This is a genomic window from Gordonia polyisoprenivorans NBRC 16320 = JCM 10675, assembly GCF_000241325.1.
Taxonomy (GTDB): Bacteria; Actinomycetota; Actinomycetes; order Mycobacteriales; family Mycobacteriaceae; genus Gordonia; species Gordonia polyisoprenivorans.
Genome location: NZ_BAEI01000084.1, coordinates 16,958 through 39,049 on the forward strand (window position 1 = coordinate 16,958; position 22,092 = coordinate 39,049).

The 22,092-nt window shown below is 64.6% G+C and carries 23 protein-coding genes; 12 read left to right on the plus strand and 11 right to left on the minus strand.

The window, feature by feature from the left end; genetic code table 11:
- Positions 1–3: 3 nt before the first annotated feature.
- On the minus strand, positions 4–756 hold the full coding sequence (locus tag GOPIP_RS22645; RefSeq protein ID WP_006372151.1) for an MlaE family ABC transporter permease: 753 nt from the start codon (positions 754–756) through the stop codon (positions 4–6).
- A 444-nt stretch (positions 757–1,200) separates the two neighbouring features.
- On the opposite strand from GOPIP_RS22645, the gene GOPIP_RS22650 reads away from it, so the two are divergent.
- From GOPIP_RS22650 to GOPIP_RS22665, 4 genes are all read left to right on the plus strand, one after another.
- Entirely contained in the window at positions 1,201–2,319 is a 1,119-nt protein-coding gene (locus tag GOPIP_RS22650) for an NDMA-dependent alcohol dehydrogenase (protein ID WP_006372153.1), read from the plus strand.
- Positions 2,320–2,422: 103 nt separating this feature from the next.
- Positions 2,423–2,860, plus strand: a complete 438-nt coding sequence (locus GOPIP_RS22655) for an ester cyclase (protein WP_006372154.1) — start codon at positions 2,423–2,425, stop codon at positions 2,858–2,860.
- A gap of 5 nt (positions 2,861–2,865) precedes the next feature.
- Positions 2,866–4,332 (plus strand): NAD(P)/FAD-dependent oxidoreductase, encoded by a 1,467-nt coding sequence (locus tag GOPIP_RS22660; RefSeq protein ID WP_006372155.1) that lies wholly within the window; start codon positions 2,866–2,868, stop codon positions 4,330–4,332.
- Between the two features lie 59 nt (positions 4,333–4,391).
- Positions 4,392–4,640, plus strand: coding sequence for a hypothetical protein (locus tag GOPIP_RS22665; RefSeq protein WP_006372156.1), 249 nt, complete (start codon positions 4,392–4,394; stop codon positions 4,638–4,640).
- Here GOPIP_RS22665 and GOPIP_RS29745 read toward each other — a convergent pair.
- Together GOPIP_RS29745 and GOPIP_RS29750 are read right to left on the minus strand one after the other, a co-directional pair.
- The gene (locus GOPIP_RS29745; RefSeq protein ID WP_006372157.1) at positions 4,608–5,522 is read right to left on the minus strand and encodes an AMP-binding protein; all 915 of its coding nucleotides are present in this window, start codon (positions 5,520–5,522) and stop codon (positions 4,608–4,610) included. The genes GOPIP_RS22665 and GOPIP_RS29745 overlap by 33 nt on opposite strands.
- The gene (locus tag GOPIP_RS29750; protein ID WP_006372158.1) at positions 5,519–6,193 is read right to left on the minus strand and encodes an AMP-binding protein; all 675 of its coding nucleotides are present in this window, start codon (positions 6,191–6,193) and stop codon (positions 5,519–5,521) included. Before GOPIP_RS29750 ends, GOPIP_RS29745 begins: the two co-directional genes overlap by 4 nt.
- Before the next feature lie 160 nt (positions 6,194–6,353).
- Here GOPIP_RS29750 and GOPIP_RS22675 point away from each other — a divergent pair, with 160 nt between their 5' ends.
- Entirely contained in the window at positions 6,354–6,620 is a 267-nt protein-coding gene (locus GOPIP_RS22675) for a hypothetical protein (protein ID WP_006372159.1), read from the plus strand.
- Positions 6,621–6,697: 77 nt separating this feature from the next.
- Here the strand turns inward: GOPIP_RS22675 and GOPIP_RS22680 are convergent, their stop codons facing one another.
- The 3 genes from GOPIP_RS22680 to GOPIP_RS22690 are packed head-to-tail and all read right to left on the minus strand — an operon-like array spanning position 6,698 to position 10,430.
- Positions 6,698–7,798: an NAD(P)-dependent alcohol dehydrogenase gene (locus GOPIP_RS22680; RefSeq protein ID WP_006372160.1), complete on the minus strand. Its 1,101-nt coding sequence runs from the start codon at positions 7,796–7,798 to the stop codon at positions 6,698–6,700.
- Between the two features lie 53 nt (positions 7,799–7,851).
- Positions 7,852–9,093: an NAD(P)/FAD-dependent oxidoreductase gene (locus tag GOPIP_RS22685; RefSeq protein ID WP_006372161.1), complete on the minus strand. Its 1,242-nt coding sequence runs from the start codon at positions 9,091–9,093 to the stop codon at positions 7,852–7,854.
- A complete protein-coding gene (locus GOPIP_RS22690; RefSeq protein ID WP_006372162.1) occupies positions 9,090–10,430 on the minus strand; it encodes a cytochrome P450 in 1,341 nt (446 codons plus the stop codon). Before GOPIP_RS22690 ends, GOPIP_RS22685 begins: the two co-directional genes overlap by 4 nt.
- Before the next feature lie 304 nt (positions 10,431–10,734).
- Between GOPIP_RS22690 and GOPIP_RS22695 the strand changes: the two genes are divergently transcribed.
- The gene (locus tag GOPIP_RS22695; RefSeq protein ID WP_006372163.1) at positions 10,735–11,052 is read left to right on the plus strand and encodes a 2Fe-2S iron-sulfur cluster-binding protein; all 318 of its coding nucleotides are present in this window, start codon (positions 10,735–10,737) and stop codon (positions 11,050–11,052) included.
- Between the two features lie 2 nt (positions 11,053–11,054).
- Here the strand turns inward: GOPIP_RS22695 and GOPIP_RS22700 are convergent, their stop codons facing one another.
- The 3 genes from GOPIP_RS22700 to GOPIP_RS22710 form a co-directional block, all read right to left on the minus strand.
- Complete coding sequence (locus tag GOPIP_RS22700) at positions 11,055–11,816, minus strand: helix-turn-helix transcriptional regulator (RefSeq protein WP_006372164.1); 762 nt, start codon at positions 11,814–11,816, stop codon at positions 11,055–11,057.
- 9 nt (positions 11,817–11,825) lie between these two features.
- Complete coding sequence (locus GOPIP_RS29755; RefSeq protein ID WP_006372165.1) at positions 11,826–12,692, minus strand: helix-turn-helix transcriptional regulator; 867 nt, start codon at positions 12,690–12,692, stop codon at positions 11,826–11,828.
- 73 nt (positions 12,693–12,765) lie between these two features.
- Positions 12,766–14,220, minus strand: coding sequence for an aldehyde dehydrogenase (locus GOPIP_RS22710; protein ID WP_006372166.1), 1,455 nt, complete (start codon positions 14,218–14,220; stop codon positions 12,766–12,768).
- Here GOPIP_RS22710 and GOPIP_RS29290 point away from each other — a divergent pair.
- The 4 genes from GOPIP_RS29290 to GOPIP_RS22725 all read left to right on the plus strand — a co-directional run bounded on the left by GOPIP_RS29290 (position 14,219) and on the right by GOPIP_RS22725 (position 17,945).
- A complete protein-coding gene (locus GOPIP_RS29290) occupies positions 14,219–14,371 on the plus strand; it encodes a hypothetical protein (RefSeq protein ID WP_211602032.1) in 153 nt (50 codons plus the stop codon). The genes GOPIP_RS22710 and GOPIP_RS29290 overlap by 2 nt on opposite strands.
- 103 nt (positions 14,372–14,474) lie before the next feature.
- Positions 14,475–16,169, plus strand: a complete 1,695-nt coding sequence (locus tag GOPIP_RS22715; RefSeq protein WP_006372167.1) for an AMP-binding protein — start codon at positions 14,475–14,477, stop codon at positions 16,167–16,169.
- 7 nt (positions 16,170–16,176) lie between these two features.
- Positions 16,177–16,971 (plus strand): PaaI family thioesterase, encoded by a 795-nt coding sequence (locus GOPIP_RS22720; protein ID WP_006372168.1) that lies wholly within the window; start codon positions 16,177–16,179, stop codon positions 16,969–16,971.
- Positions 16,968–17,945: a quinone oxidoreductase family protein gene (locus tag GOPIP_RS22725; protein WP_006372169.1), complete on the plus strand. Its 978-nt coding sequence runs from the start codon at positions 16,968–16,970 to the stop codon at positions 17,943–17,945. The genes GOPIP_RS22720 and GOPIP_RS22725 overlap by 4 nt, the downstream gene beginning before the upstream one ends.
- A gap of 5 nt (positions 17,946–17,950) precedes the next feature.
- Here the strand turns inward: GOPIP_RS22725 and GOPIP_RS22730 are convergent, their stop codons facing one another.
- The gene (locus GOPIP_RS22730; protein WP_006372170.1) at positions 17,951–18,355 is read right to left on the minus strand and encodes a MaoC family dehydratase; all 405 of its coding nucleotides are present in this window, start codon (positions 18,353–18,355) and stop codon (positions 17,951–17,953) included.
- Positions 18,352–18,816: an FAS1-like dehydratase domain-containing protein gene (locus tag GOPIP_RS22735; RefSeq protein WP_006372171.1), complete on the minus strand. Its 465-nt coding sequence runs from the start codon at positions 18,814–18,816 to the stop codon at positions 18,352–18,354. The genes GOPIP_RS22730 and GOPIP_RS22735 overlap by 4 nt, the downstream gene beginning before the upstream one ends.
- A gap of 68 nt (positions 18,817–18,884) precedes the next feature.
- Between GOPIP_RS22735 and GOPIP_RS22740 the strand changes: the two genes are divergently transcribed.
- Positions 18,885–20,081: an acyl-CoA dehydrogenase family protein gene (locus GOPIP_RS22740; RefSeq protein ID WP_006372172.1), complete on the plus strand. Its 1,197-nt coding sequence runs from the start codon at positions 18,885–18,887 to the stop codon at positions 20,079–20,081.
- A gap of 13 nt (positions 20,082–20,094) precedes the next feature.
- A complete protein-coding gene (locus tag GOPIP_RS22745; protein WP_006372173.1) occupies positions 20,095–22,083 on the plus strand; it encodes an AMP-binding protein in 1,989 nt (662 codons plus the stop codon).
- The last annotated feature ends 9 nt before the right edge of the window (positions 22,084–22,092 follow it).

The window sequence follows — 22,092 nt, forward strand, 5'->3', positions numbered from 1 at the left end:
GACTCAGTGCAGAGCGATGGTGGTGATGACCGAATTGGCCAGGAACAGGAGCAAGAAGGCGAAGACGACCGTTTGGTTGACTGCGTCGCCGACCCCCTTGGGTCCGCCCTTGACATTCAGTCCGAGATGGCAGGCGACGAGTCCGGCGAGCAGTCCGAATACGCCGGCCTTGATCTCACTGACGAAGAAGTCGGGCAATCCGGTGATCACCGAGATGCTGGTGATGTATTGGCCGGGGGAGGCTCCCTCGAGATACACGGTGGACACGTAACCGCCGACGATGCCCACCGCAGACACCAGACCATTGAGCAGAATAGCGACCAGCGTCGAAGCGACAACCCTTGGCACGCAGAGACGTTGGATGGGATCAATACCGAGGACTCGCATCGCGTCGATCTCTTCACGGATGGTGCGTGAACCGAGGTCCGCGCAGATCGCCGTCGATCCGGCACCGGCGACGACGAGAACCGTGATCACCGGGCCGATCTCGCGGATGATTGCCACCCCGGCGCCGGCACCGCTGAGGTCGACCGCGCCAACCTGCGCGAGCAGGATGTTTATCTCGTAGACGAACATCATGCAGAACGGAATGGACATCGCCAAGGCAGGAAAGATGGAGATGGAGGCGATGAACCAGGCCTGGGCAAGAAATTCTTTGGTCTGGAATCTCGATGTCACGAGGTATCGGAATGTCTCCAGGGACGTGGCGTAGAAGCCCCCCACCGCTTTCGGTAGCACGGTGCTGCCGCTACACAACGCACGTACTGTCCGGGACGCCGGATCTACCACTGTCACACGAAACCTCTTCTGTTCTGCTCCGGGGTCGACGAAGAGCGGGTCAGAGCGGCAAGAGCCGTGACTCGCACGACGTGGACGTGATCGACGCGAGTCGGACCGGAGTGAATGAGCCGGATCACATATGAACCGGCGGTTCATCACGCTAACCATCGCCACATATCGGCGGAAACCCCCTCACTGGGGATATCGGCGACCCCCCCGCAGAGGGACGATCAGTTTCTGCTGCAGTGGTCTACCGATCTCGACGATGTCGATCCCGGTACGCACCGCGCGGGGGGAGCACATCACCCCCAATGGGGTGATGTGCGTCACGTCCAGGGTTGCCATCATGAGGCAGGCAATGTCACGCATCGGTCCGCTGGCGCCGGTCGCGCGCAATCGTCACAACACAGGGAGATTTGAATGAAGACACGTGGAGCGGTGCTACGGCAGGCCCCAGGAAAGTTCGAGATCACCGACCTGATCGTCGATGAGCCCCGGCAGAACGAGATCCGGGTCAAGATGGTCGCCTCTGGCCTGTGCCACTCCGACGACCACATGGCGACCGGCGACCTCCCGGTCGCCGTCTACCCGGTCTGCGGTGGCCATGAAGGTGCGGGCATCGTCGAATCAGTGGGTCCCAACACTCCTGGATTTTCCCCCGGTGACAAGGTCATCTTCTCTTTCCTCCCGGCGTGCGGTAAGTGTCGGTGGTGCTCATCGGGACATCAGAACCTGTGTGATCTCGGCGCCAACGTGCTCGTCGGCTCACGATGGGAAGACCCCACCAGTTTCCGCTTGCAACTGGAGGACGGTACGCCGGTCGGGCAGGCACTGGGAATATCGACGTTTTCCGAATACACAACGGTGGCTGTTGATTCAGCGATCAAGGTGCCCGATGACACTCCCCTGGATAAAGCCTGTCTGCTCGGATGTGCCATCGGTACCGGTTGGGGATCGGCGGTGCGTACCGGAGAGGTCGAGGCCGGCGACACCGTCCTGATCTTCGGTGCAGGCGGGATCGGCTCGGCGGCGGTACAGGGTGCGGCCCACGCCGGAGCCGCGCGTGTCATCGTGGTGGATCCGGCGGCCTTCAAACGCGACCAGTCGCTGACACTGGGTGCAACGCATGCGGTCGCAAGTGCTGAGGAAGGAATCGAACTGGCTCAGTCCTTCACCAACGGGCAGGGCGCCGATGTTGCCATCGTGACCGTTGGCGTGATCACCGGTGAGCATGTGGCACAGGCATTTTCCGGAATTCGTAAGCAGGGCACAGTCGTCGTGACCGCACTCGGCGACGCGACCGCAGTCGGCCTACCGATCTCGATCCTCGAGCTCACCCTGTACGAGAAGAAGATCAAGGGGTCGCTGTTCGGTTCGTCGAATCCCCGTGCCGATATCCCCAAGCTCCTCGACCTCTACAACGCCGGATATCTGAAGCTCGACGAGATGATCACCGCCGAGTACTCACTCGACGATATCAACCAGGGCTACGAGGACATGCACGCGGGGAACAACATTCGCGGGGTCATCAGGTTCTGACCGGTAGCGGGGCCGACCGGGCCTGGTTGTTGATCGGCCCGGCCGTCCCGTCCGTGGGATTCGACCAACACAAAGACTCGGCGGAACACAAAAGGAGCGCATCATGACGACCAGTCCTACCGTTGATGTCAGCGATTACCCGGCCCGATATTTCGCGGCGTGGAATGGGCGCGACATCGAGGCAGCCCTGCAGGCATTCGCATCCACGGTGACGTGGAACGATCCGTCGCTGCCCGCGACGATCACCACTCTCGATGGTGCGAGGGGATTCTTCGAAGGCTCCTGGGCGGCGTTTCCGGACTTGACGTTCGAGGCCATCGGGTTACCGCTGACCGACGCAACGACAGGGCGTGTGGCGCAGGAGTGGCGGATGACCGGCACGGATTCGGGTGTCGGTTTCATCCCGGGCCACGGTCCCAGCGGTAACGAGTTCGAGGTTCTGGGAATGGACATGTGGGTGGTGACAGCAGATCTCACCGCCACTTCCGTCACCGCGTACTATGACGCGGCGTCGTTTGCCAGGCAACTCGGTGTGAGCTGAAGTCGGTGGCGAAGGGACGTGAGCGAGAGCTCGAGACGGATGATCTCGAGCACGCGGATGTCGTGATTGTCGGCGCGAGACTGGCGGGCACCGCGACGGCCGTTCCATTGGTACGCGCGGGATTGAAGGTCGTCGTTCTCGACAAGGTGAGCTTTCCCTCGGACACCATGAGCACGCATGCGATGGTGCCGAGCGCTGTTCAGGAGCTTCTGTTGATGGGAGCGCTCGATCGAGTGCTTGCCCTCGATCCCGCCAGGTCACGCTTTCTTGCGATCCACGAGGACGGGGTCCGTTTCCGGGAGCGTTTCACGCCGTTTCTGGGGATCGACTACGGGCTCTGTGTTCCGCGTAATCTGCTCGACAAGGAGCTGGTGGACGCGGCGCGTTCCTCGGGCGTGGACGTTCGCGAGCGATGCGGCGCCGAGCAGGTGCTCTGGGAGAACGACCGGCCAGTCGGCGTGGTCTACCGATCCGGTGGATCGCGGCGGGCGATCCAAGCGCGCGTGATTGTCGGTGCCGATGGTCGAAAGTCGCGAATGGCAGCTGAATTCGGGGTGTGGGAGCCGTACCGCGGTTCGAAGAACGGACGGGGCTTCGCGTTTCGCTACCTCGACGATCCACTCGGACCGGATGGCCAGGAGGAGTACGGTCTGTATCGCTACGGAACCACGATCTCACTGATCTTGCCGAGTTGTCCGCGCGGTCGTGCGCTCGCGGTGCACATGTGTGACGCCTCTGAGATCCCGGAGTTCCGTTCAGATCCGGAGAATATGTGGCGTAGCAAGATCGATGCCGATCGAGCCTGGGGCGAACGCATTGGCGGAGCCACGAACCTGTCCGCGATAAGAGCCACCGACAATCTGTCGTCCTACTACCGTGCCTCGTCCGGGCCCGGGTGGGCGCTGGTCGGGGATGCCGGGCACTTCAAGGATCCGGTCACCGGCAACGGGCAACGTGACGCGCTCAAACACGGACGGCTACTGGGCGAAGCGATCGCCACCACCATCAATGATCCGACGCGCCTGGATCACGCACTGCGACAGTGGGAGCGGAACCGGGATCGTGACACGGTGTCCACTTATCACTGGGGTAACCGCGAGACGCGTCCGGTCGCTTCCTCGACGTTGGTGAAGTGTGTGATCAGTGGCTTTGCCGACAACCCCGGTGAGGAACCGCGGTTCTCCGACACCTTCAATCGGGTACGGCCGGTGGAACACGTTCTCAATCCGCGACGTCTCGCTACGGGCCTGATCCAGGCACTGTGCACTCCCGGTGTCGACCGGCGCGCGCTGGTTGCCGAAATACTCACGGAGTTGCCACATGAGCTGGACATCCGTCGGCACAGGCTTCTCGGAGGATTCCGTTCGACGAGGGTCATGTCTACCGAGAGACCGGGCTGGTCGGTAGGCAGCGCTCCCTCGTCCGGTGCCGGTCAGGATGTTCGTCGGCACGCCGGCGCAACCGCAGGTTAGCCAGTCGTCCCGCCACGGTGCGGGAGCCATGCATCCACACGCAAGCGAGAGGACCGAAGATGACTCAGACGATGGACCCCCGATCCGGGGCCGATGACCTGGTGCAGGACATGCTTCGATTCTTGATCCGATGGTCGCCGTTCGATGATGGAGACGATGAGATACTGCCGACCTTCGGAGTCGAGCCACGCGTGTTCTACATACGGATGGCTCGGCTGATCGACACCGATCCCGAGCTTGCTGGTCCGAGAGCCGCAGTGTTGCGCACGTATTGCCTACGTAAGGCGGGAATCGTCGTCGCGTCGTGAGAGCGCCTGCGCTGCTCTCCCGCTTCCCGTCGTCATGTCACCCATGTCGATCTGCCGCTTGTACAGCTTCCCATTCTCCGCACGGGGCAATCGATCCCGGAATTCCAGGGTGCGCGGTGCCTGCGGCTTGGGAATGTGTTCGCGCACAAAGTCCAACAGTTCGGACGCCAGGTCGCCATCGGGATATGCATTTCGTTCGACGACCACCACCGCGTGGAGTCGCTGTCCCAGGTCCTCGTCGGGTACGCCGATGACTGCGGCGTCGGCGACCCATGGGTGGCCGAGCAATCGGTCCTCGATCGGCTGCGGGTGCACGTTGACCCCACCCGAGACGATCACGTGATCGCCGCGTCCGGTCAGATAGAGGTAGCCGTCGTCGTCGATTCTGCCGAGATCACCGACGGTGACCCAGCCCGCGGCGTTTGTGGCTGCCGCCGATTTCTCGGGATCGCCCTCGTACACAACGGGAGTCGTTCCCTCGAACCAGATCTGCCCGATGTCGCCGATGGCAAGATCTGATCCGTCGGGGGTATCGGGATGCAAAATGTGGATGGTGCCGCGCAGTGCCCGGCCGACCGAGCCGCGTCGCAGTCGAGCTTCCTCGGGTCCGATGTGGGTGTTTCCGTATCCCTCTGAGGCGCCATAATATTCGTGAAGGATCGGCCCCCACCACTGTTCGATCCGATCCTTCACCTCCGGCGGGCACGATGCCGCGCCGGTGATTGCCACCCGAAGTGACGACAAGTCGTAGCGTCCACGGACGGTGCGGGGCAGCGCCAGCATCCGTGTGAGCATCGTCGGCACGAACTGCGCGTGGGTGACCTCGTGGCGCTCGATCGCGGCCAGGGCGTCCTCGGCGTCGAACCGTTCCTGGCAGATCACCGTGCCGCCCTGCTGGACGACGGCGATACCGAACTCAGCGGGGTGGTGTGATACATCGGCGCCGGCGACCGATACACCGTGTCGGCGTCCAGGCTCAACAGGTCCGTGTACGGGCCCAGGTGCGGCGGTGCGTCGGCGGGGTGGACGGGGGTGCGCGCATGCCGGATCCCCTTGGGCCGTCCGGTGGTCCCGGAACTGTAAGTCATCCGGGTGCCGAGCGTCTCCCGCACCGGCAGGGCATCGTCGACCGAGGACAACGCGTCCTCGTACTCGTCGAAACCGGCTGTGCTGCCGGTGCACAGCCGCACGACGATGCTCTCGACATCCGCCGTCGCTGCCCGAACGGCTTCGGCGTGTTGCGGAGTCGTGATGACGGCTTGCACGCCCGAGGAGAGGATCACCGATCGGAGGGACTGGCCCGTCAGTCCCCGGGCGACGGGAGCGATCGTCATGCCCGAGCGCAACACCGCCCAGATCACCTCACACCATTCGATGCGGTTCTCGGCGATCATCGCCACGGTCGAGTCTTCGGTGAGTCCGGCCCGATGCAGGACGTGCACGAGTCGGCGCGATCGCGCATCGAGCTGCGCATAGGTGACCTGATCGCCCGACCCGGCCATCACCATCGCCGGCCGGCTCGGGTGGCTCGCTGCATGGATCGGTGGATACACGTGAGGGTTCCTTTCGATCGGAGTCACCCGCATTTAAGTCCAATGTACTTGGCGACAAGCGGGATTCGCCGAGATACGCGACACGTGGACGTGATGTGCTCTAGCGAAAGCGTGATCGGATAGGTATGGTCAGACCATTACTCGAGTGAGGAGTCAGATCATGCGCGCATCAGCATCGTTCGGCGCGGCCACCCCGACGGAACTGATTCGGTTCGCGTTGGCCTGGGCACCGTTCGAGGATCCTGCCGACGAGATCTTTGTGACGTTCGGCATGAGTTCCTCGGTCTTCTACGAAAGAGTTCTGGCATTGCTCACCACCGGACATGCACGACTCGACGTCGCCGAGTCGGTGGCACTCGTCGAGCACTGTCGGGACCGCTTGCGCCTGAACGCACTGCGGGCATCGCCGTCTCGGTCCGTCGCGTAGAACGACGCACGTATGAAAGCGATCGGGCCCCGTTCGCCGAGGGTTGGGGCCCGACCGCAGTCACGTCGCGTCAACGGTCAGAGCATGAGAACCGGCTTGACGGCGCCACCATCGTGTTGGACCTTCACCGCGGAGTTGATCTCCGCGAACGGGAACGTCGTCACCAGCTTGTCGACGGGCAGCCGACCGTTGAGGTAGTGGTCGACGAGTTCTGGGATGAAGTCGTCGGGCGTGGAATCACCTTCGATGATGCCGGTAACGGTGAGTCCCAGGGTGAGTGTTGCGATGATGTTGAGGTTCACCGCGCCCGCCGGATCGGACGGGACCCCGATCAGCCCTACTGTTCCGCGCACGGCGCTGGCGGCGATGAGGCTCTCGACCACGGCGCCGATGCCGGTCGTATCGACGACGTAGTCGACGCCCCGCTCGACGATCGCCCGGACCTGCTCGGTCACATCGCCCGCGGCGGGATCGATGGCGTGGGTGGCGCCGAGTTCGATGGCCAGTTCCCGTCGCGCGGCGGTGGGTTCGACGACGATGATCGTGGCACACTCCTGCAATACCGCGCCCATGACCGCCGACAGTCCGACCGATCCGCCGCCGGCGATGGCGATCGCAGAACCCTTCTGTGCCTTGAGCGATCGCGTGACGGCACCGACACCGGTCTGCACTCCGCAACCGAGCGGGGCGAGGAATTCGAACGGGATGTCGGCGTCGATTTTGACCACATTGCGCTCATTACCCAACGCCACAGATCCGAATGAAGACTGCCCGAAGAACATGCCGCCGACCGGCTGACCGTCCTTGCTCAACGGCTTGGAACCGTCCGCGCGGACGCCGCCGTAGTTCTCGGCGTTGAAGTTCTCACAATATGATTGCCGGCCGGTCGTGCAGGTACGGCAGTGCCCGCAACTGTTGAAGGTCATGCTCACCTTGTCGCCTATCGCCACCTTGGTGACGCCCTCGCCGATGGCGATGACTGTCCCGGCGCCCTCGTGCCCGACGACCCCGGGGTATTCGATCGGCAGGATGCCGTCGCGTGCGGCGAGATCGGTGTGGCAGAGGCCGGCGGCGACGATCTGTACCAGGACCTCTCCGGCCCGTGGGCCTTCGATGTCGATCTCCTCTATCGTGAACTCGCTGCCGATACCGGTCAGCAGTGCGGCGGTGGATTTCATCTGTACTCCTTGTGGTGATGTGTCGACGGAGTTCTCGCGACACAGGTGGTGAGTCAGGCGGGGACGCCCGACTCGGCGACAATCGTCTTCAGCGGCACCGCCGGATCGGCCAGCGCTGTAGGGTTCACCGGTGTCCGACGATTGATGAGTTTCTTTCCGGCCATGAAATCGGCCGGAGCACTGATGGTTTCGACCGCAACCACCGAATCGTCGGGCGCGAGATGAAAGAACGACACCGCGTCTTTGCCCGGCACCCGTCGGGTGATCACGCGCGCTTCGGGTGTCGACAGTCCCGCGATCTTCAGCTTGAGGTCGAACTGATCCGACCAGAACCACGGGACCTCGTGTTGATGAGGCTCGAGGCCCAGGATCACCGCCGCCGCGCGGGCGGCTTGTTCGGTCGCGGCCGGGATCGACTCGAGTCGTCGTAACTCGTCGTGCCCGTCCAGTGGCCGACGGGCGACGTCGCCGATCGCGAAGATCGACGGGTCACTCGTGCGGCCGTCGCCGTCGGTGATCACCCCGTCGTCGCACACGAGTCCGGCGTCGACGGCAAGGCTCTGGTCCGGCACCGCGCCGATGCCGACGAGGACTGTGCCGCAGTCGATCACCGAACCGTCGGTGAGGCGGATGCCGGTGACGATGGTGCCGGCGGTGCGCACACCGACGACCGACCGTCGGCTCAGGACCTCGGTTCCACGAGCGCGGTGATAGTCGGTGAGCAACGCCGAGAGTTCGGCACTGGCCACTCGGGCGAGTATCCGGTCCTCGCGTTCGATGACGGTCACGCCGACTCCCCGGCTGCGGGCGACCGCGGCGACCTCCATACCGACGTATCCGCCACCCACGATGGCAAGATTATTTCCGTGCGACAGTGATGCGCCGAGGCGGCGTGCGTCGTCGAGCGTACGCAAGGTCAGGACCGAGTCGTTGTCGACAGTAGAACCCGGCAGAGATCGGGGCTTCGAGCCGGTTGCCAGCACCAGGATGTCGTAGCCGATCTCGTTGCCGTCATCGAGGTGAACCGTTGTGCGTTCCCGGTCGATGGCGGTCGCGCTCACACCGGTTCGCAGTTCGATGGCCATGTCGGCGTAGAACTCTGCCGGCCGTAGGAGTTGTTCGACGCCGGCACCGTCGAACTTCTTCGACAGCGGCGGCCGATGGTAGGGCAGATGTGGTTCGCTGCCGATCATCGTGACCGAACCGGCGAAGCCGGACTGCCGCAACTGTGCGGCGAGTCCGGCTCCACCGTGCCCGGCGCCGATGATGACGACGGAGCGTGGCTGTGTTGTCACCGTGGTGCGTCCGGAGTGAGGGTGAGTCGCACCGGCATGTTCTTGAGGCCGCCGACGAAGTTGGTCTGGATGAAGCGGGGATCGTCGGCGATGTCAACGGCCTCGAGGTGGGGGAGCAGGGTCTCGAACATGATCTTGAGTTCCAACTTGGCCAGATGCTGGCCGATGCACATGTGCGGTCCGTAGCCGAAGGCGATGTGCTTGTTGGGGCGGCGGTCGATGTTGAACACGTCCGGCTCGTCGAAGACGTCGGCGTCGCGATTGCCCGACTGGTAGAGCAGCATGAACCGGTCACCCGGATGAAGGTCGACTCCGCGAAGGGTGTAGTCCGACAGCGCGGTTCGCATGAAGTGCTTGACCGGCGACGCCCAGCGAAGGGATTCGTTGACGAGGTTCGGAACCAACGAGAGGTCGGCTCGAACCCTCGCGAGCAATTCCGGATTCTGCGACAACGCATGGATTCCACCCGCAAGGGTCGACGAGGTGGTGTCGTGTCCCGCGGTGGCGATGGCGATGAAGTAGCCGTAAGCCACCTCCGGCGCGAAGTAGTCGCCGTCGGGATTCTTCGCGGTGGCGATGATCGACGCGAGATCGGAGGTGGGGTTGGCGCGCCGGTCCTGCAGCAGGACATCGAAATAGGCGTAGAAGTCCTGAATGGTGGCCACCCACTGCTTGGCGGCGGCGTCGGGTGTCATCGGCTCGACGTCGGCTCGCGCGGCATCGGGATCGGCGGTCCCGAAGAACTCCTGCGTCAAGGCCATCATCCGCGGCTCGTCTGACTCGGGGACGCCGAACAGGCTCATGATGACGTGCAGGGGATACTGCAGGGCGAAGTCCTTCACGAAGTCGATGTCCCGCTCACCGGCGAGGAGCCGATCCACCGATTCGCGCGCGAGAACACGAATCGTGTCCTCCCACTGCTTGAGATTGTTGGGGCGGAACCAGTCCGACGCGATGTCTTTGACGATGGTGTGTTCGGGCGGATCGAGGTAGGTGAGGGTCTCCAGGATGCGCAGACTGCCGTTGTTGATGGACTTGGTGAATGCGTCACCCGCCTCGTTGGCCAGGATCGGATTGACCGATCCCTTGTTCTCCCCGCCGGCGCTGGTGAAGATCTCCGGCTGCCGTTCGATCTCCATGATGTCGGCGTGCTTGCTCACCAGGTACAGCGGTGTGTACCCGTCGACCCGAGCGAGCCCGAGAGGGGCGTTGTCACGCAACGACCGGTAGGCCTCGAACAGCCGGTTGTTGTCACGGTGCCCCTCGGGCAGGACGATCTGTGCTGCGACGTCGTCGGGGACGGTGGTGTTGGCGCCGAGGTGAATGGTTGAGGGCATGTGAACTCTCTCCGTCGGTCGTGGGCTGTGACAGCCTCAGTCTCGCGACAAAGACAGTGATGCGCGTCACCCTGGGGGTAGAACGCGCGGGGCCATCAGAGGTATATGACAGCGCTTATGAATGCCGCTGTATATCCCAACGGTGATGAATCACCCCGATGAGGCCGGGTTGTACCCCGTTTTGGGGATGACGAATGAGCATCGAGGTCCGCACAATCGTCTACACGCGCGGCTTCGGTTGTGCACGAACCCATTCCCGTGAGGTGTCAACACTGGTATCTCACCCCGATGCGAGGAGTCAGCCATGGCCCAGGTCGTCTACCACCTGCCCGACGGCACCGTCAGCACGGTCGACGTTCCACCCGGACAAAGCGTGATGGACGGGTCGGTACGCAACAACTTGCCCGGGATCGTCGCCGAATGCGGCGGGAGTTGTTCGTGCGCAACATGTCACGTGCTGCTGCCCGACGGTAGCGCGGGGCTGTTCCCAGAGCCCAGCGACGAGGAGGCCGAGCTGGTCGAGTTCCTCGACGGCGCGCAGCCCAACTCTCGCCTCTCGTGCCAGTTGATCATTGAAGACCAGGACGAGGTCCACGTGGAGGTTGTGGATTCGAGCGTGTGAGCTCAGTCGCCGGCGTTGTCGGCGAACATCGCTATCAGCTGGGAACGATTGGCCGCATTCATCTTTCGGAGAATCCGCTTGACATGGGTCTTGACGGTTTCGATCGACAGAGTCAGCTGGTCGGCGATCTCGGCATTGGACGCACCGGATGCCACGATCTCGAAGATCTCGCGTTCGCGCGCGGTGAGTGCCTCGGTGTCCGGTGGGGAACCGACCGTCGTGGCGTCGGCCGGAAAGGTGCGTTCGAGGGAACTGGTCCCGAGTGTGAGAAGTCTTTCGCCGAGCGCGCGGATGTGCTCTGCGTGCCGGGTGAGTGCACGTTCGGCCGACATGCGTTCGAGAACGGCCGAGGCGATCTCGACGAGAAGTGCGAGTGGCTCGCGTGATGCCGAATTCTCCAGTCCGGTGATGACGAGCGCCAGTGCTGGATCGTTACGCCGGATGGCCAAGGCGACAACGCGGTTCGCGGACGGGGTCTGTGGTATCTCCACCGACGCCGGGTTCTCGCCTGCCAAGGCGGCGGTTACGGCTCTCAGGCTCAGTGAGTCGGATACGGGTACCCCGGCGTGTGGTGAATCCGACGATTCCCCGCGGACACAGCTCGCGACGACCTGCGGGGGATCGCTGTCAATTTCGACGACCCACGCCTGCTGTGCGGTTGCCGACATGCTCAGTGCATGCCGCGTGAGTTCCTGTGCCACAGCGACCGTCGTGGACGCTGTGGTGAACGCACCGATCGCTGCGTCGAGTTTCTTGCCGCTCACGTCCGGTGATCACACAGCGCAAGCGGCGCGGGCAGGACGCCGGCTGTGAGCGTACGCGGCGGCCTCGGCGCGGGTGCGCACGCCGAGTTTGCGAAAAAGGTGTCGCACATGGGTTTTGACGGTTCCCTCGGAGATGAACAACTGCTCCCCGATGATGCGATTGGACGCACCGGACGCGAGGAGACCGAGCACCGCCTCCTCACGCTCGGTCAGCCGGTGCGTGGCTGTGTCGAACCCGGGTGCGTCATGGATGCCGGTGAACGGTGAAAAATGGTCTCGGGCATCGGCTGTGGACGATGAGCTCGATGAGAGATCAAGGGCCGCAGCGAATGCCCTCCGCTGATCGAGGAGCCGCCGACGCGCATCGAGGGTCGCATAGGTGAGTCCGCAGAGATGCGCTCCCTGGAACAGCAACTCCAGGTCGTCGTCGGTGATCTGTTGCGTATGGCGGTCCACGTGGAGGATCGCCACGGTGCGTCCGCCGGCGAGTATCGGTGCAGCGGCGTAGGCGCTCGGACGGGAAAGGTCGATGAGTGGTCGATACGCCTGACGGTAGCTCTCTTTGCCGAGGACGTAGGGTCGGCGGTACCGCACCAGGTCCGCTTCACGCGGGGCCCGAAGCAGCGGTACCGCCGATCCGTCGACGGCGTCGATGAGCGCGTCGAATCGATCGTCGAGATCGGGTGAGATGTACACCGATTCCGGACGCCACGAGGTGCCGTCCACCCAGGAGAACATGGCCTTGGTGAAGCCGAGGTCGACACAGGCTCCCGAGGTTGCGGTCGACGCGAATTCCTCGGGCGACGACTCCCGGAGCTTGTGAAGGAACGAGCGGAGCCCTTCGGTCCGGGATGCGCTCACCTGCGAATTCGCCATCGATGCCTCACTCGTGTCCGATGTGATCCGGCACACACTCTACTCCGTGGTGTTACGTCGACCGATCCCGCGCTCAGCCTGCCGGTGGCAGGTACACGGTGTGTAGGTGCTGGAAGGCGTGCAGACCCTCCGGGCCGAGTTCGCGACCCATCCCGCTGTTCTTGATGCCACCGAAGGGGGCCACGGGCTCGTTGGAGTAGTGGTTCACACCAACGGTCCCCGACTTCACCTTGGCGGCGATGTCGGCGGCGTGATCGACATCGGCCGACCATACGGTGCCGCCGAGTCCGTACTCGCTGTCATTGGCGATCGCCAGAGCCTCGGCCTCGTCACGGAAGGGAATCACCGAGAGCACCGGGCCGAAGATCTCCTCGCGGGAGATGGTTGCGTTGTTGTCGACGTCGGCGAAGATCGTGGGTTCCACGAACCATCCGGCGTCGACCGACGACGGGCGTTTGCCGCCGGTGGTCATCCGTCCGCCCTCCGCCTTGCCCTTGGCGATATACCCCTCGACCCGGTCGCGTTGCCGGGACGAGACGAGCGGACCGATCTTCGTCTCGGGGTCGAGCGGGTCGCCGACGGTTAGTGACGAGGCGAGCCCGGTGAGGGCGTCGACCACCTCGTCGTATCGCGACGTCGGTGCGAGTACGCGGGTGTTGAGCCAGCAGATCTGGCCATTGTTGAGCAGCGTGGCACCGAACAGCGACTCCATCGACGCGGATAGGTCGACGTCATCGAGAAGGATGGCGGCCGACTTGCCGCCGAGCTCCAATGTCACCGGCCGCAGCAGGCGCCCGCAGGTCTCGGCGATCTTGCGTCCCGCGGCTGTGGACCCGGTGAACGACACCTTGTCGATGTCGGGATGCTCGACGAGGTATGCGCCGGTGTCGCGACCGCCCGGAACGATGTTGAGAACACCGTCGGGCAGGCCGGCGGCGGCTGCGGCCTCGGCGGTGAGGAACGCGTCGAGCACCGTTTCTTCGGCAGGTTTGATCACGACGGTGCACCCAGCGGCCAATGCCGGCGCCAGCTTGAGGAACGAAATCGCTTGTGGCACATTCCACGGCACGATCGCACCGACCACTCCGATCGGGCGGCGGCGGACGAGTGCGGTCCCACCGAGCATGCCCGGGCGGGAATCGACATCGGGTGCGTTGACCATCAGATCGCTGAAGTAGCGGAGCAGGACCGGCGGGAACCCGCCCTCGAACTGCTCGGCCAGCCAGATGGGCATGCCGTTCTGCATGCTGACGCGGCGAGAGAGCTCACCGGCGCGGGCCTCCAACTCGGAGGCGAACCGCTCGAGGACCTCGGCGCGCTGCTTCGGTTCCCAGGTCGACCACCCCTGGGGGTCGTCGAAGGCCGCCCGGGCGGCGGCCACCGCGCGATCGACGTCCTGCGTGGAACCGGCGGGAACCGAGCCGATGACCTCCTCTGTCGTGGGTGAGGTCACCTGGATTCGGTCGCTGGTGGCCGGCCGGCTCCAACCGCCGCCGATGTAGAGCTCCGGGTAGTCGATGGTGGTCATGATGCTCCTGTCTGGCGTGTATCGCCGCCGTTGCCGCAGTGTGAACGGCATCACTGAAATGATGGGTCGACTCTACAAGTTTTTCAATGGTTACTTTGGTCATACCAAAAAAGTCACCCAGTCGGAGGGGGCGCATCATCCGATGGGGTGACGTCGCGGACCGCGGGTACGGATCCTGCGGTTTCCCTTGCTTTTGCGGTCAGACCATTTTAATCTTTGGACAAACGAAGGTCGCGTGAGCATGGAGGCTGACAATGGCGAGTGGGCGAAACCTTGGTCGTTACACCCAAGAACAGATTGACGACTACTACGCAACCGGGCAGTGGTCCGATCAGAACTTCACCGAGCTGCTGCGCGAACGAGCCGTGTCCCACGCAAGCAAGGTCTTCATCACCGACGGCGACAACGCTCTCACGTTCACCGAGTTGTACGACGCCACGCAGAGTCTCGCGCTGGGTCTGCATCGAAAGGGGTTGCGACAGGGCGATCGGGTCGCTGTCCAACTGCCGAACTGGGCCGCCTTCGTGGTTGCTGCCGGTGCGCTGGCGCGGATCGGGGCCGTCATGGTGCCCATCATGCCGATCTACCGCAAAGACGAAGTGTCTCATGTGGTTTCCGATGCCGAGATCAAGCTGGCGATCGCGCCTGCCCAATTCAGGGGCTTTGACTACGTGTCGATGTTCGACGAGATCCGACGTGACTCGGCGACGTTGCAGACGATCGTCGCCGTACGAGCGGCGCAGGATTCCCGTGCCGACCTCGCCGCGCGTGAGATCGAGATCTTCGAGGATTTCCTGGTCGGGGGCATCGACAACGACGCGATCGACGCCGAACTCGACGTGCGCGTGCATCCCGACGACCCGTTCGTCATCGTCTACACGTCCGGGACGACGTCGCGCCCGAAGGGTTGTCTGCACACCTTCAACACCTACGCGTCAGGCGCCCGTGCTCTGACGGTCGCGTTCGGCCACACCGAGAACGACGTGCAGTTCGGTCCATCGCCGATCACGCACACCACAGGTCTGGTGACCAGCGTGCTGATTCCGCTGCTTGCCGGGGCGGCCACGCACGTGATGCCCGAATGGAGTCCGGCCGCCGGACTCGCCGACATCGAAAAGTATGGCTGCACCGCCGCGGTCACCGCCACGACCTTCCTTCAGACGCTGATCGCGGCAGCGGAGGACGATCCGCACGCAGATCTGTCGTCGTTGCGGGTCTGGACCTGCGCCGGTTCGCCCATCCCGTCCGCGGTGGTGGAGAACGCGAAGGCCAAGTTGCCCACCGCTGCGATCCTGTCGCTGTACGGTCGCAGCGAGAATCTCACCACGACGACTTGTGCCATCACCGACTCGCCGGAACGCGCCATCACCTCGGACGGCTCGGCTCTGCCGGGCGCCGAGGTGAAAGTCGTCGGACCCGACGGACTCGAGGTACCCCGCGGCACAGAGGGCGACGTGGCCTATCGCGGTCCGTCCCACATGATCGAGTACCTCAACCGCCCGCAGGATACCGAGGATCTCTATACGCCGGACGGCTTTTCGCGATCGGGTGACCTCGGCGTGATGGATCCCGACGGATTCGTGCGCGTCACCGGACGCACCAAGGACATCGTCATCCGCGGTGGGATGAACATCAGCGTGCGCGAGATCGAGGACAAGCTTGCCAACCATCCCGACCTCCTGGCGTTGGCCGTGGTCGGCATGCCCGACGAGAAGCTGGGGGAAAAGGTGTGCTGCTACGTCGTCGTCAAGGAGGGTCACACCGCACCGACCGTCGAGGCGTTGCGTACCTACCTGACGGATCGTGGAGTGGCGATCCAGAAGACCCCGGAGCGAGTGATAGCGATCGACGAACTGCCGATGACCGCCACCGGAAAGATCCAGAAGCACGTTCTGCGCAAACAGGTGGCCGAGGAATTGAACCAGCCTGCCGCCGCCGGGGCCCGCTGAGTTGGCGGTGACGCAGTCTCCCCCTGACTTCGTCGTCTCGGGGGCCGAGGCGCTGTTGCAGGTCAGCGCCGTGAGTTTGTCGGCCCAACGAGCCGAATTGATGGTTCCCGCCGGGCAGCGCTTTGCCGATCCGGTCGCCGGAAGTTGTCGCTCGGCGTTGGGTGTACCGCTCGACGACGTCACCGGTTACGTCGTCGCGTGTGGTGCACCGTCGGGACGCTGGCCGGTGAGTCTCGGTATCCGAGTGGATTTCTTGGCCGACATTCCGACCGCCGGCGACCCGCTCTCGGTGACCGGGGAGCTGATCGCGCGCGACGACACGAGCGGAACCACCCATGGCAGCGTTGTCGACAGCGATGGCAACGTCCTCGCATTGGTGACCCAGCGTTCCCATCTGGTCGGCGTGGACGCGACTCCCACCACACCCGATATCTCGTTCGATGTCCCCGCCGCCGATGTGCCGATCCGTGCGGCTCTGGGATTTCGGGATCTCGCGCCCGGCGTCGTCGAGATGCCACCCAACCAGTTGGCCGTCAACGGGATGGGTAACCTGCACGGCGGTGTGTTGATCATCGGATCGGAGCTCGCCGCGATGTCGGCGGTCGAGGCCGCCGGAGACTTCCGCACCACCAGTATCGACATCGCCTACGTGCGACCCGGTAACGGTCGGGAGGCCACGACGTTCGGTGCCGAGGTGCGCCACAGCGGACGATCGGTGGCGGTGGTCACGGTGACGGCATCGAACTCATCGGGGAAACCGTGTTCGATTGCCACCGTCGTCGTTCAACGGAGGAGTACATGAAGGCCATCGTGATGTCACAGTTCGGTGAGCCGGGCCAGCTGGTCGCCACCGAGATCGCCGAACCGGTCAGCCGCGACGGGTGGGTCGTGGTGAAACTTGCTGCCAGCGCCCTGAATTGGCACGACGTCCTGGTGCGGCGCGGACAGTATCGCTCTCCGCTTCCGCACACCCCAGGCGCCGACGGTGCCGGAATACGCACGGACACCGGTGCCGAGGTGGTCATCCTGCCGTCGCTGTTCTGGGGCGATCGCGCCGCGGCGCCGGGCAACGACTTCGAGATCCTCGGCGACACCACCCCGGGTACCTACGCGGAGTATGTGAGCGTCCCCGAGGAATGCCTGGCGCCCAGACCACCCGGCTACTCATGGGAACAGGCCGCAGCCCTCGGATTGGTCGGCGTCACCACCTACCGGGCGCTGTTCACCCGCGCCGCTCTGATGGCGGGGGAGTCGCTGCTGATCATCGGAGCGGGTGGTGGCGTGTCTACCATGGCGCAGTCCTTGTCTTCTGCTGCTGGGGCGAGCACATATGTGACAGCGTCCTCGACGGCGAAACTCGAACGCGCGCAAGCCGGTGGTGCCCGCGGCGGTGTGCTGCACACCGACGACAACTGGCCGCAGCTGGCCAAGCGTGAGTCACCCGGTGGCGAGGGATTCGATGTGATCCTCGATCCGGTCGGGCTCTGGGAGAAATCGCTCGGCGCGTTGCGCCCGGGTGGGCGGTTGGTGGTCCTCGGCGCGAATGTGGCCGAGCAGGCCACGCTTTCGGTGCGGCCCTACTTCTTCGGACAGTACAGCCTGCTCGGAACGACGATGGGCAGCCCGCAGGACTTCCACGGATTGCTCGACCTCGTGGCGGGCGGAAATGTTGAGGCGCCGCCGATCTCGCACACCTTACCGCTCGCCGACGCCGCCGAGGCGCATCGACTGATCGAGGCCGGTGGCGAGTTCGGCAAGGTCGTGTTGATGCCGTAGGCCGGCTAGCCCGATATCCGAACCCGAGCGGTACCGGAGATCACGACCCGATCGCCGACCGTCGCCTGGACTGTCACCTCGGCGGTGTCGTCGTCGGTCGAGGCCACGGTGCCGCCGAGTTCCAGCGTCTCGCCGATGGCCAGTGGTGAGGCGAAACGCACCGAATACGACACGAGATTCTCGACGCCGACGAGGTCGGCGATCCACGCGGCGAGCATGCCGGCCTGCATCTGACCCATCGCGATCACGCCCGGTAATCCCGCAGCGCGCGCATAGTCCGGGTCATGATGCAGCGGATTGAAATCGCCACCGGCACCGGCGAACCGGACGATGTCGGTCTGCGTGATCGGTCCGATCGTGCGTGTCTCGAGTTGTTGTCCGGCGTCGAGCGCCACCTGTGCGCGGGTCATCGTGCGCTCCTCTCGATCAGAACCTCGCGTTGGGTGATCACGGTGTCACCGTGCTGATCGACCCACTCGGTCTGCAGCGTCACCAGACGCATCGCCCCACCACGTTTGCCCTCGCGGGTGGTGTCGTCGACGACCCGCCGGGTACCGGTCACGTGGTCGCCGACCAGCAGTGGACGGTGGTACTCCCATTCCACCGAGCCCACCACGATCCGCTCGATGGCCAGGCCGAGGTCGCGGACAAACTGTTGCTGGTTGCGGTGATGGCCCGCGACCACCACATGCGTAGGAGTCGCGGGGATGGCTGCGAATCCGGTGGCCGTTGCGGCCTCGATGTCGGTGTGGACCGGGTCGGCAGCGTGGGTGGCAACCGCGAATTCTCGTACTTTTCCGGCCTCGACCCCGAACGACACCTCGTCGAGCACTGTTCCGGTCGGTATCTCGCGCACTGCGTGACCCGGCATTGACTACCTCCTAGTTTTTTGGTCTGACCTATTGTAGCGTTGGGCCGTAACGATGTGGAGGTTCTTCGATGGATCTGAGCGATTCGCCCGAGGAGGCGAAGTTCCGTACTCGCGTTCGTGAGTGGTTGGCAGTCACTGTGCCCACGCTGCCTTGGCCCGAGCCCGCGCGACTGGAGGACAAGCGTGCCTTCTGGTCGGTGTGGCAGCGTGCCCTGTTCGACGCCGGGTTCGCCGGCCTGTCCTGGCCGACGGAGTTCGGCGGCGCGGGTGCCGACGCCAAGATCAAAGCGATTTTCAACGAGGAGATGGACCGTGCCGGTGCACCGGAGCGGCTCAACATCATCGGTGAGGACTTCGCCGGACCCACCATCGTCGCCTTCGGTAGCGACGAGCAAAAGCAGCGCTATCTCCAGCCCATCCTGACCGGTGGCGAGATCTGGTGCCAGCTGTTCTCCGAGCCGGAATCGGGTTCGGATCTCGCGTCGTTGCGGACGAGAGCGACGAAGGTCGACGGTGGGTGGACGATCACCGGGCAGAAGATCTGGACCTCTCGCGCGCAGATCGCCGACAACGCGATCCTGTTGGCGCGCACCGGCGGCGGTGACCGGCACAAGGGCATCACCTACTTCCTGCTGCCGATGGACTCGGCGGGCATCACCGTGCGCCCGCTGGCCCACATGCTCGGCGAGGCCGAGTTCAACGAGGTCTTTCTCGACGACGTCTTCGTGCCCGATGGCGCCGTTGTCGGAGAGGTTGACGGTGGATGGAAGGTCGCGATGGGCACCCTCGCTTTCGAGCGGGTCGGGATCGCGACCGGCCGCGTCAACACCACCAGGGCCGTCGCCGATCTTGCTGAGCAGGTTCGCGCCACCACCGACGATGACGGTGCGCCGCTGTCGGCGGACCCGACGATCCGGAACAAGGTCGCCGACCTCTACGGCCGCGCGCTCACCCACTACCTGATCGGGCAGCGCGTCATCACCGGGGCGGCCTCCGGCCAACCCCCCGGCCCGGTGACCTCCATCGGTAAGCTGTACTTCTGTCCGCTCGTCGAGGACATCGCCGACTTCGGGCTCGAACTCTGCGAGTTCGGTGGCCAGTTCGGCCTCGCTCCCGACAGCGACGACGCCGACAGAGCCGACCCCGGTCAACAGCGGTGGCTGCGCCTGGCCTACCAGGCTCGGGGCACGGCCATCGCCGGCGGATCGACCTTCATCCAACGCAACATCGCCGCCGAGCGGGTTCTCGGCATGCCCCGAAGCTGAGAGAGGTGCACTGGTGAGCGGATACGTGTGGACTCCCACATCCGACTACATCGAGAACGCGAACGTCACCCGGCTGGGGCGTGCGCACGGGATCGACACGATCACCGAACTCCGGCAGCGTTCGACCGCCGACATCCAATGGTATTGGGACGCCGCGATTGCCGACCTCGGCATCCCCTTCGCCACCCCCTACCGTCAGGTCCTCGACACCTCGGCGGGCCCCGAGTTCCCCGAGTGGTTCGTCGGTGGGACGTTCAACGCCGTCGATGCATGCCTGACCCGGTGGCTCGATGATGCCGCCGACCGGCCTGCCATCGTGCACGAGGACGAGAACGGTGACGTACGGACCCTGACCTACGCCGAACTCTCCGAGCAGGTGGGCCGGGTGGCCTCGGGCCTGCTCGATCTCGGTGTCGGCGAGGGCGATTCAGTCGCCATCTATCTGCCGATGATCCCCGAGGCCGTCGTCGCCTGCTATGCGGCTGCCGGGATCGGCGCGATCATCGTCCCGCTGTTCTCCGGGTTCGCTGCGCCGGCCATCGCCTCCCGACTCAACGATGCCGAGGTCACGGCGGTCGTCGTCGCCGACGGCACGATTCGTCGCGGTCGGCGGGTGGGGATGGCCGGAGAACTCGCCAAAGCCCTCGAGCTCACGCCGTCTGTGCGGTCGGTGGTCACCGTCGACAACATCGGTGGCCCCACCGAGATCGCCGAGGGCACCGTCGAGGTGCGCGCATGGACCGATCTCGTCGACGCCGCGCGCCCGGTTCACGAGTTCACGCCCTTCCCGGCCATGCAGACGCTCATGCTCGGCTACACCTCCGGAACGACCGGTAAACCCAAGGGCGCGGTGCACACCCACGCCGGATTCACCATCAAGGTCGCCACCGAGGTGGCCTACTCGTTCGACATCAACGCCGGGGACCGGTTCTGCTGGATCACCGACATGGGCTGGGTGATGGGCCCACTCGCAGCATTCGGCACCCACGCCAACGGCGCGACCCTGGTGCTTTACGAGGGCTCACCCGACGTCCCCGACACCACTCGGCTCTGGGATCTGGTGGCCCGCCACCGGATCTCCATGCTCGGAGTCTCGCCGACGCTCATCCGTGCGCTCAAATCGACTGCGCTCGAACAGATCACCGCACACGACCTGTCGTCGGTGCATGTGCTGGGATCGACGGGTGAACCCTGGGATCCCGACTCCTACGACTGGCTCGCCGACACGGTGTTCGGCGGACGCGTTCCGGTGATCAACTTCTCCGGCGGTACCGAGGTCGGGGGCTCGTTCCTCGCGCCCTATCCGGTCGAGCGCATCCCGAGTTGTTCCCTCGGCGGGCCGTCCCTCGGGATGGACGTCGACGTGGTCGACGACGAGGGAAAACCGTTGCGCGGCAGCATCGGTGAATTGGTGTGCCGGCAACCGTGGCCGGCCATGACCCGCGGCGTGTGGCGCGACCGCGAGCGCTATCTCGAGTCCTACTGGTCCACATTTCCCGGAATGTGGTGCCACGGTGACTTCGCCCTGATCGACGACGATGATCAGTGGTACATCCTCGGCCGTTCCGACGACGTGATGAACGTCGCCGGAAAGCGTCTGGCCCCGGCCGAGGTCGAGTCGGTCCTGACCACCCACCCCGCCGTCGCCGAGGCTGCGGCCGTCGGAATCCCGGACCCCAAGAAGGGCGAGACCGTGTGGGCCTTCTGGGTTCCGCGTGCCGGTGCCGAGACCGACGGCGTCTCCGAGGAATTACGCACCCTGGTCGCCACCGGGGTGGGCAAGCCGTTCGCGCCGGCCAAGGTGTGGGTTGTTTCGGCCCTACCCAAGACCCGATCGGCGAAGATCCTGCGTCGCGCGGTGCGTGCCGCGGCGATCGGCGCCGACCCCGGTGATCTGTCGAGTGCGGAGAACCCGGAGGCCGTCGACGCCATTCGTCTCGTGGTCCACGGCGTGACCGCCGGCGCCGACGGCGAGTCCGTACGCGATGCGGCCGAGAACTAGGAGACGTCG

Excerpts from the sequence above, each read along its gene's own strand:
- GOPIP_RS22690 (WP_006372162.1), bottom strand. The coding sequence starts at position 10,430 with ATGCCCTCAACCATTCACCTCGGCGCCAACACCACCGTCCCCGACGAC.
- GOPIP_RS22715 (WP_006372167.1), top strand. The coding sequence starts at position 14,475 with ATGGCGAGTGGGCGAAACCTTGGTCGTTACACCCAAGAACAGATTGAC.
- GOPIP_RS22650 (WP_006372153.1), top strand. The coding sequence starts at position 1,201 with ATGAAGACACGTGGAGCGGTGCTACGGCAGGCCCCAGGAAAGTTCGAG.
- GOPIP_RS22740 (WP_006372172.1), top strand. The coding sequence starts at position 18,885 with ATGGATCTGAGCGATTCGCCCGAGGAGGCGAAGTTCCGTACTCGCGTT.
- GOPIP_RS22675 (WP_006372159.1), top strand. The coding sequence starts at position 6,354 with ATGCGCGCATCAGCATCGTTCGGCGCGGCCACCCCGACGGAACTGATT.
- GOPIP_RS22730 (WP_006372170.1), bottom strand. The coding sequence starts at position 18,355 with ATGACCCGCGCACAGGTGGCGCTCGACGCCGGACAACAACTCGAGACA.
- GOPIP_RS29290 (WP_211602032.1), top strand. The coding sequence starts at position 14,219 with ATGATGCTCCTGTCTGGCGTGTATCGCCGCCGTTGCCGCAGTGTGAAC.
- GOPIP_RS22725 (WP_006372169.1), top strand. The coding sequence starts at position 16,968 with ATGAAGGCCATCGTGATGTCACAGTTCGGTGAGCCGGGCCAGCTGGTC.
- GOPIP_RS22655 (WP_006372154.1), top strand. The coding sequence starts at position 2,423 with ATGACGACCAGTCCTACCGTTGATGTCAGCGATTACCCGGCCCGATAT.
- GOPIP_RS22695 (WP_006372163.1), top strand. The coding sequence starts at position 10,735 with ATGGCCCAGGTCGTCTACCACCTGCCCGACGGCACCGTCAGCACGGTC.
- GOPIP_RS22710 (WP_006372166.1), bottom strand. The coding sequence starts at position 14,220 with ATGACCACCATCGACTACCCGGAGCTCTACATCGGCGGCGGTTGGAGC.
- GOPIP_RS29755 (WP_006372165.1), bottom strand. The coding sequence starts at position 12,692 with ATGGCGAATTCGCAGGTGAGCGCATCCCGGACCGAAGGGCTCCGCTCG.
- GOPIP_RS22680 (WP_006372160.1), bottom strand. The coding sequence starts at position 7,798 with ATGAAATCCACCGCCGCACTGCTGACCGGTATCGGCAGCGAGTTCACG.
- GOPIP_RS22735 (WP_006372171.1), bottom strand. The coding sequence starts at position 18,816 with ATGCCGGGTCACGCAGTGCGCGAGATACCGACCGGAACAGTGCTCGAC.
- GOPIP_RS22665 (WP_006372156.1), top strand. The coding sequence starts at position 4,392 with ATGACTCAGACGATGGACCCCCGATCCGGGGCCGATGACCTGGTGCAG.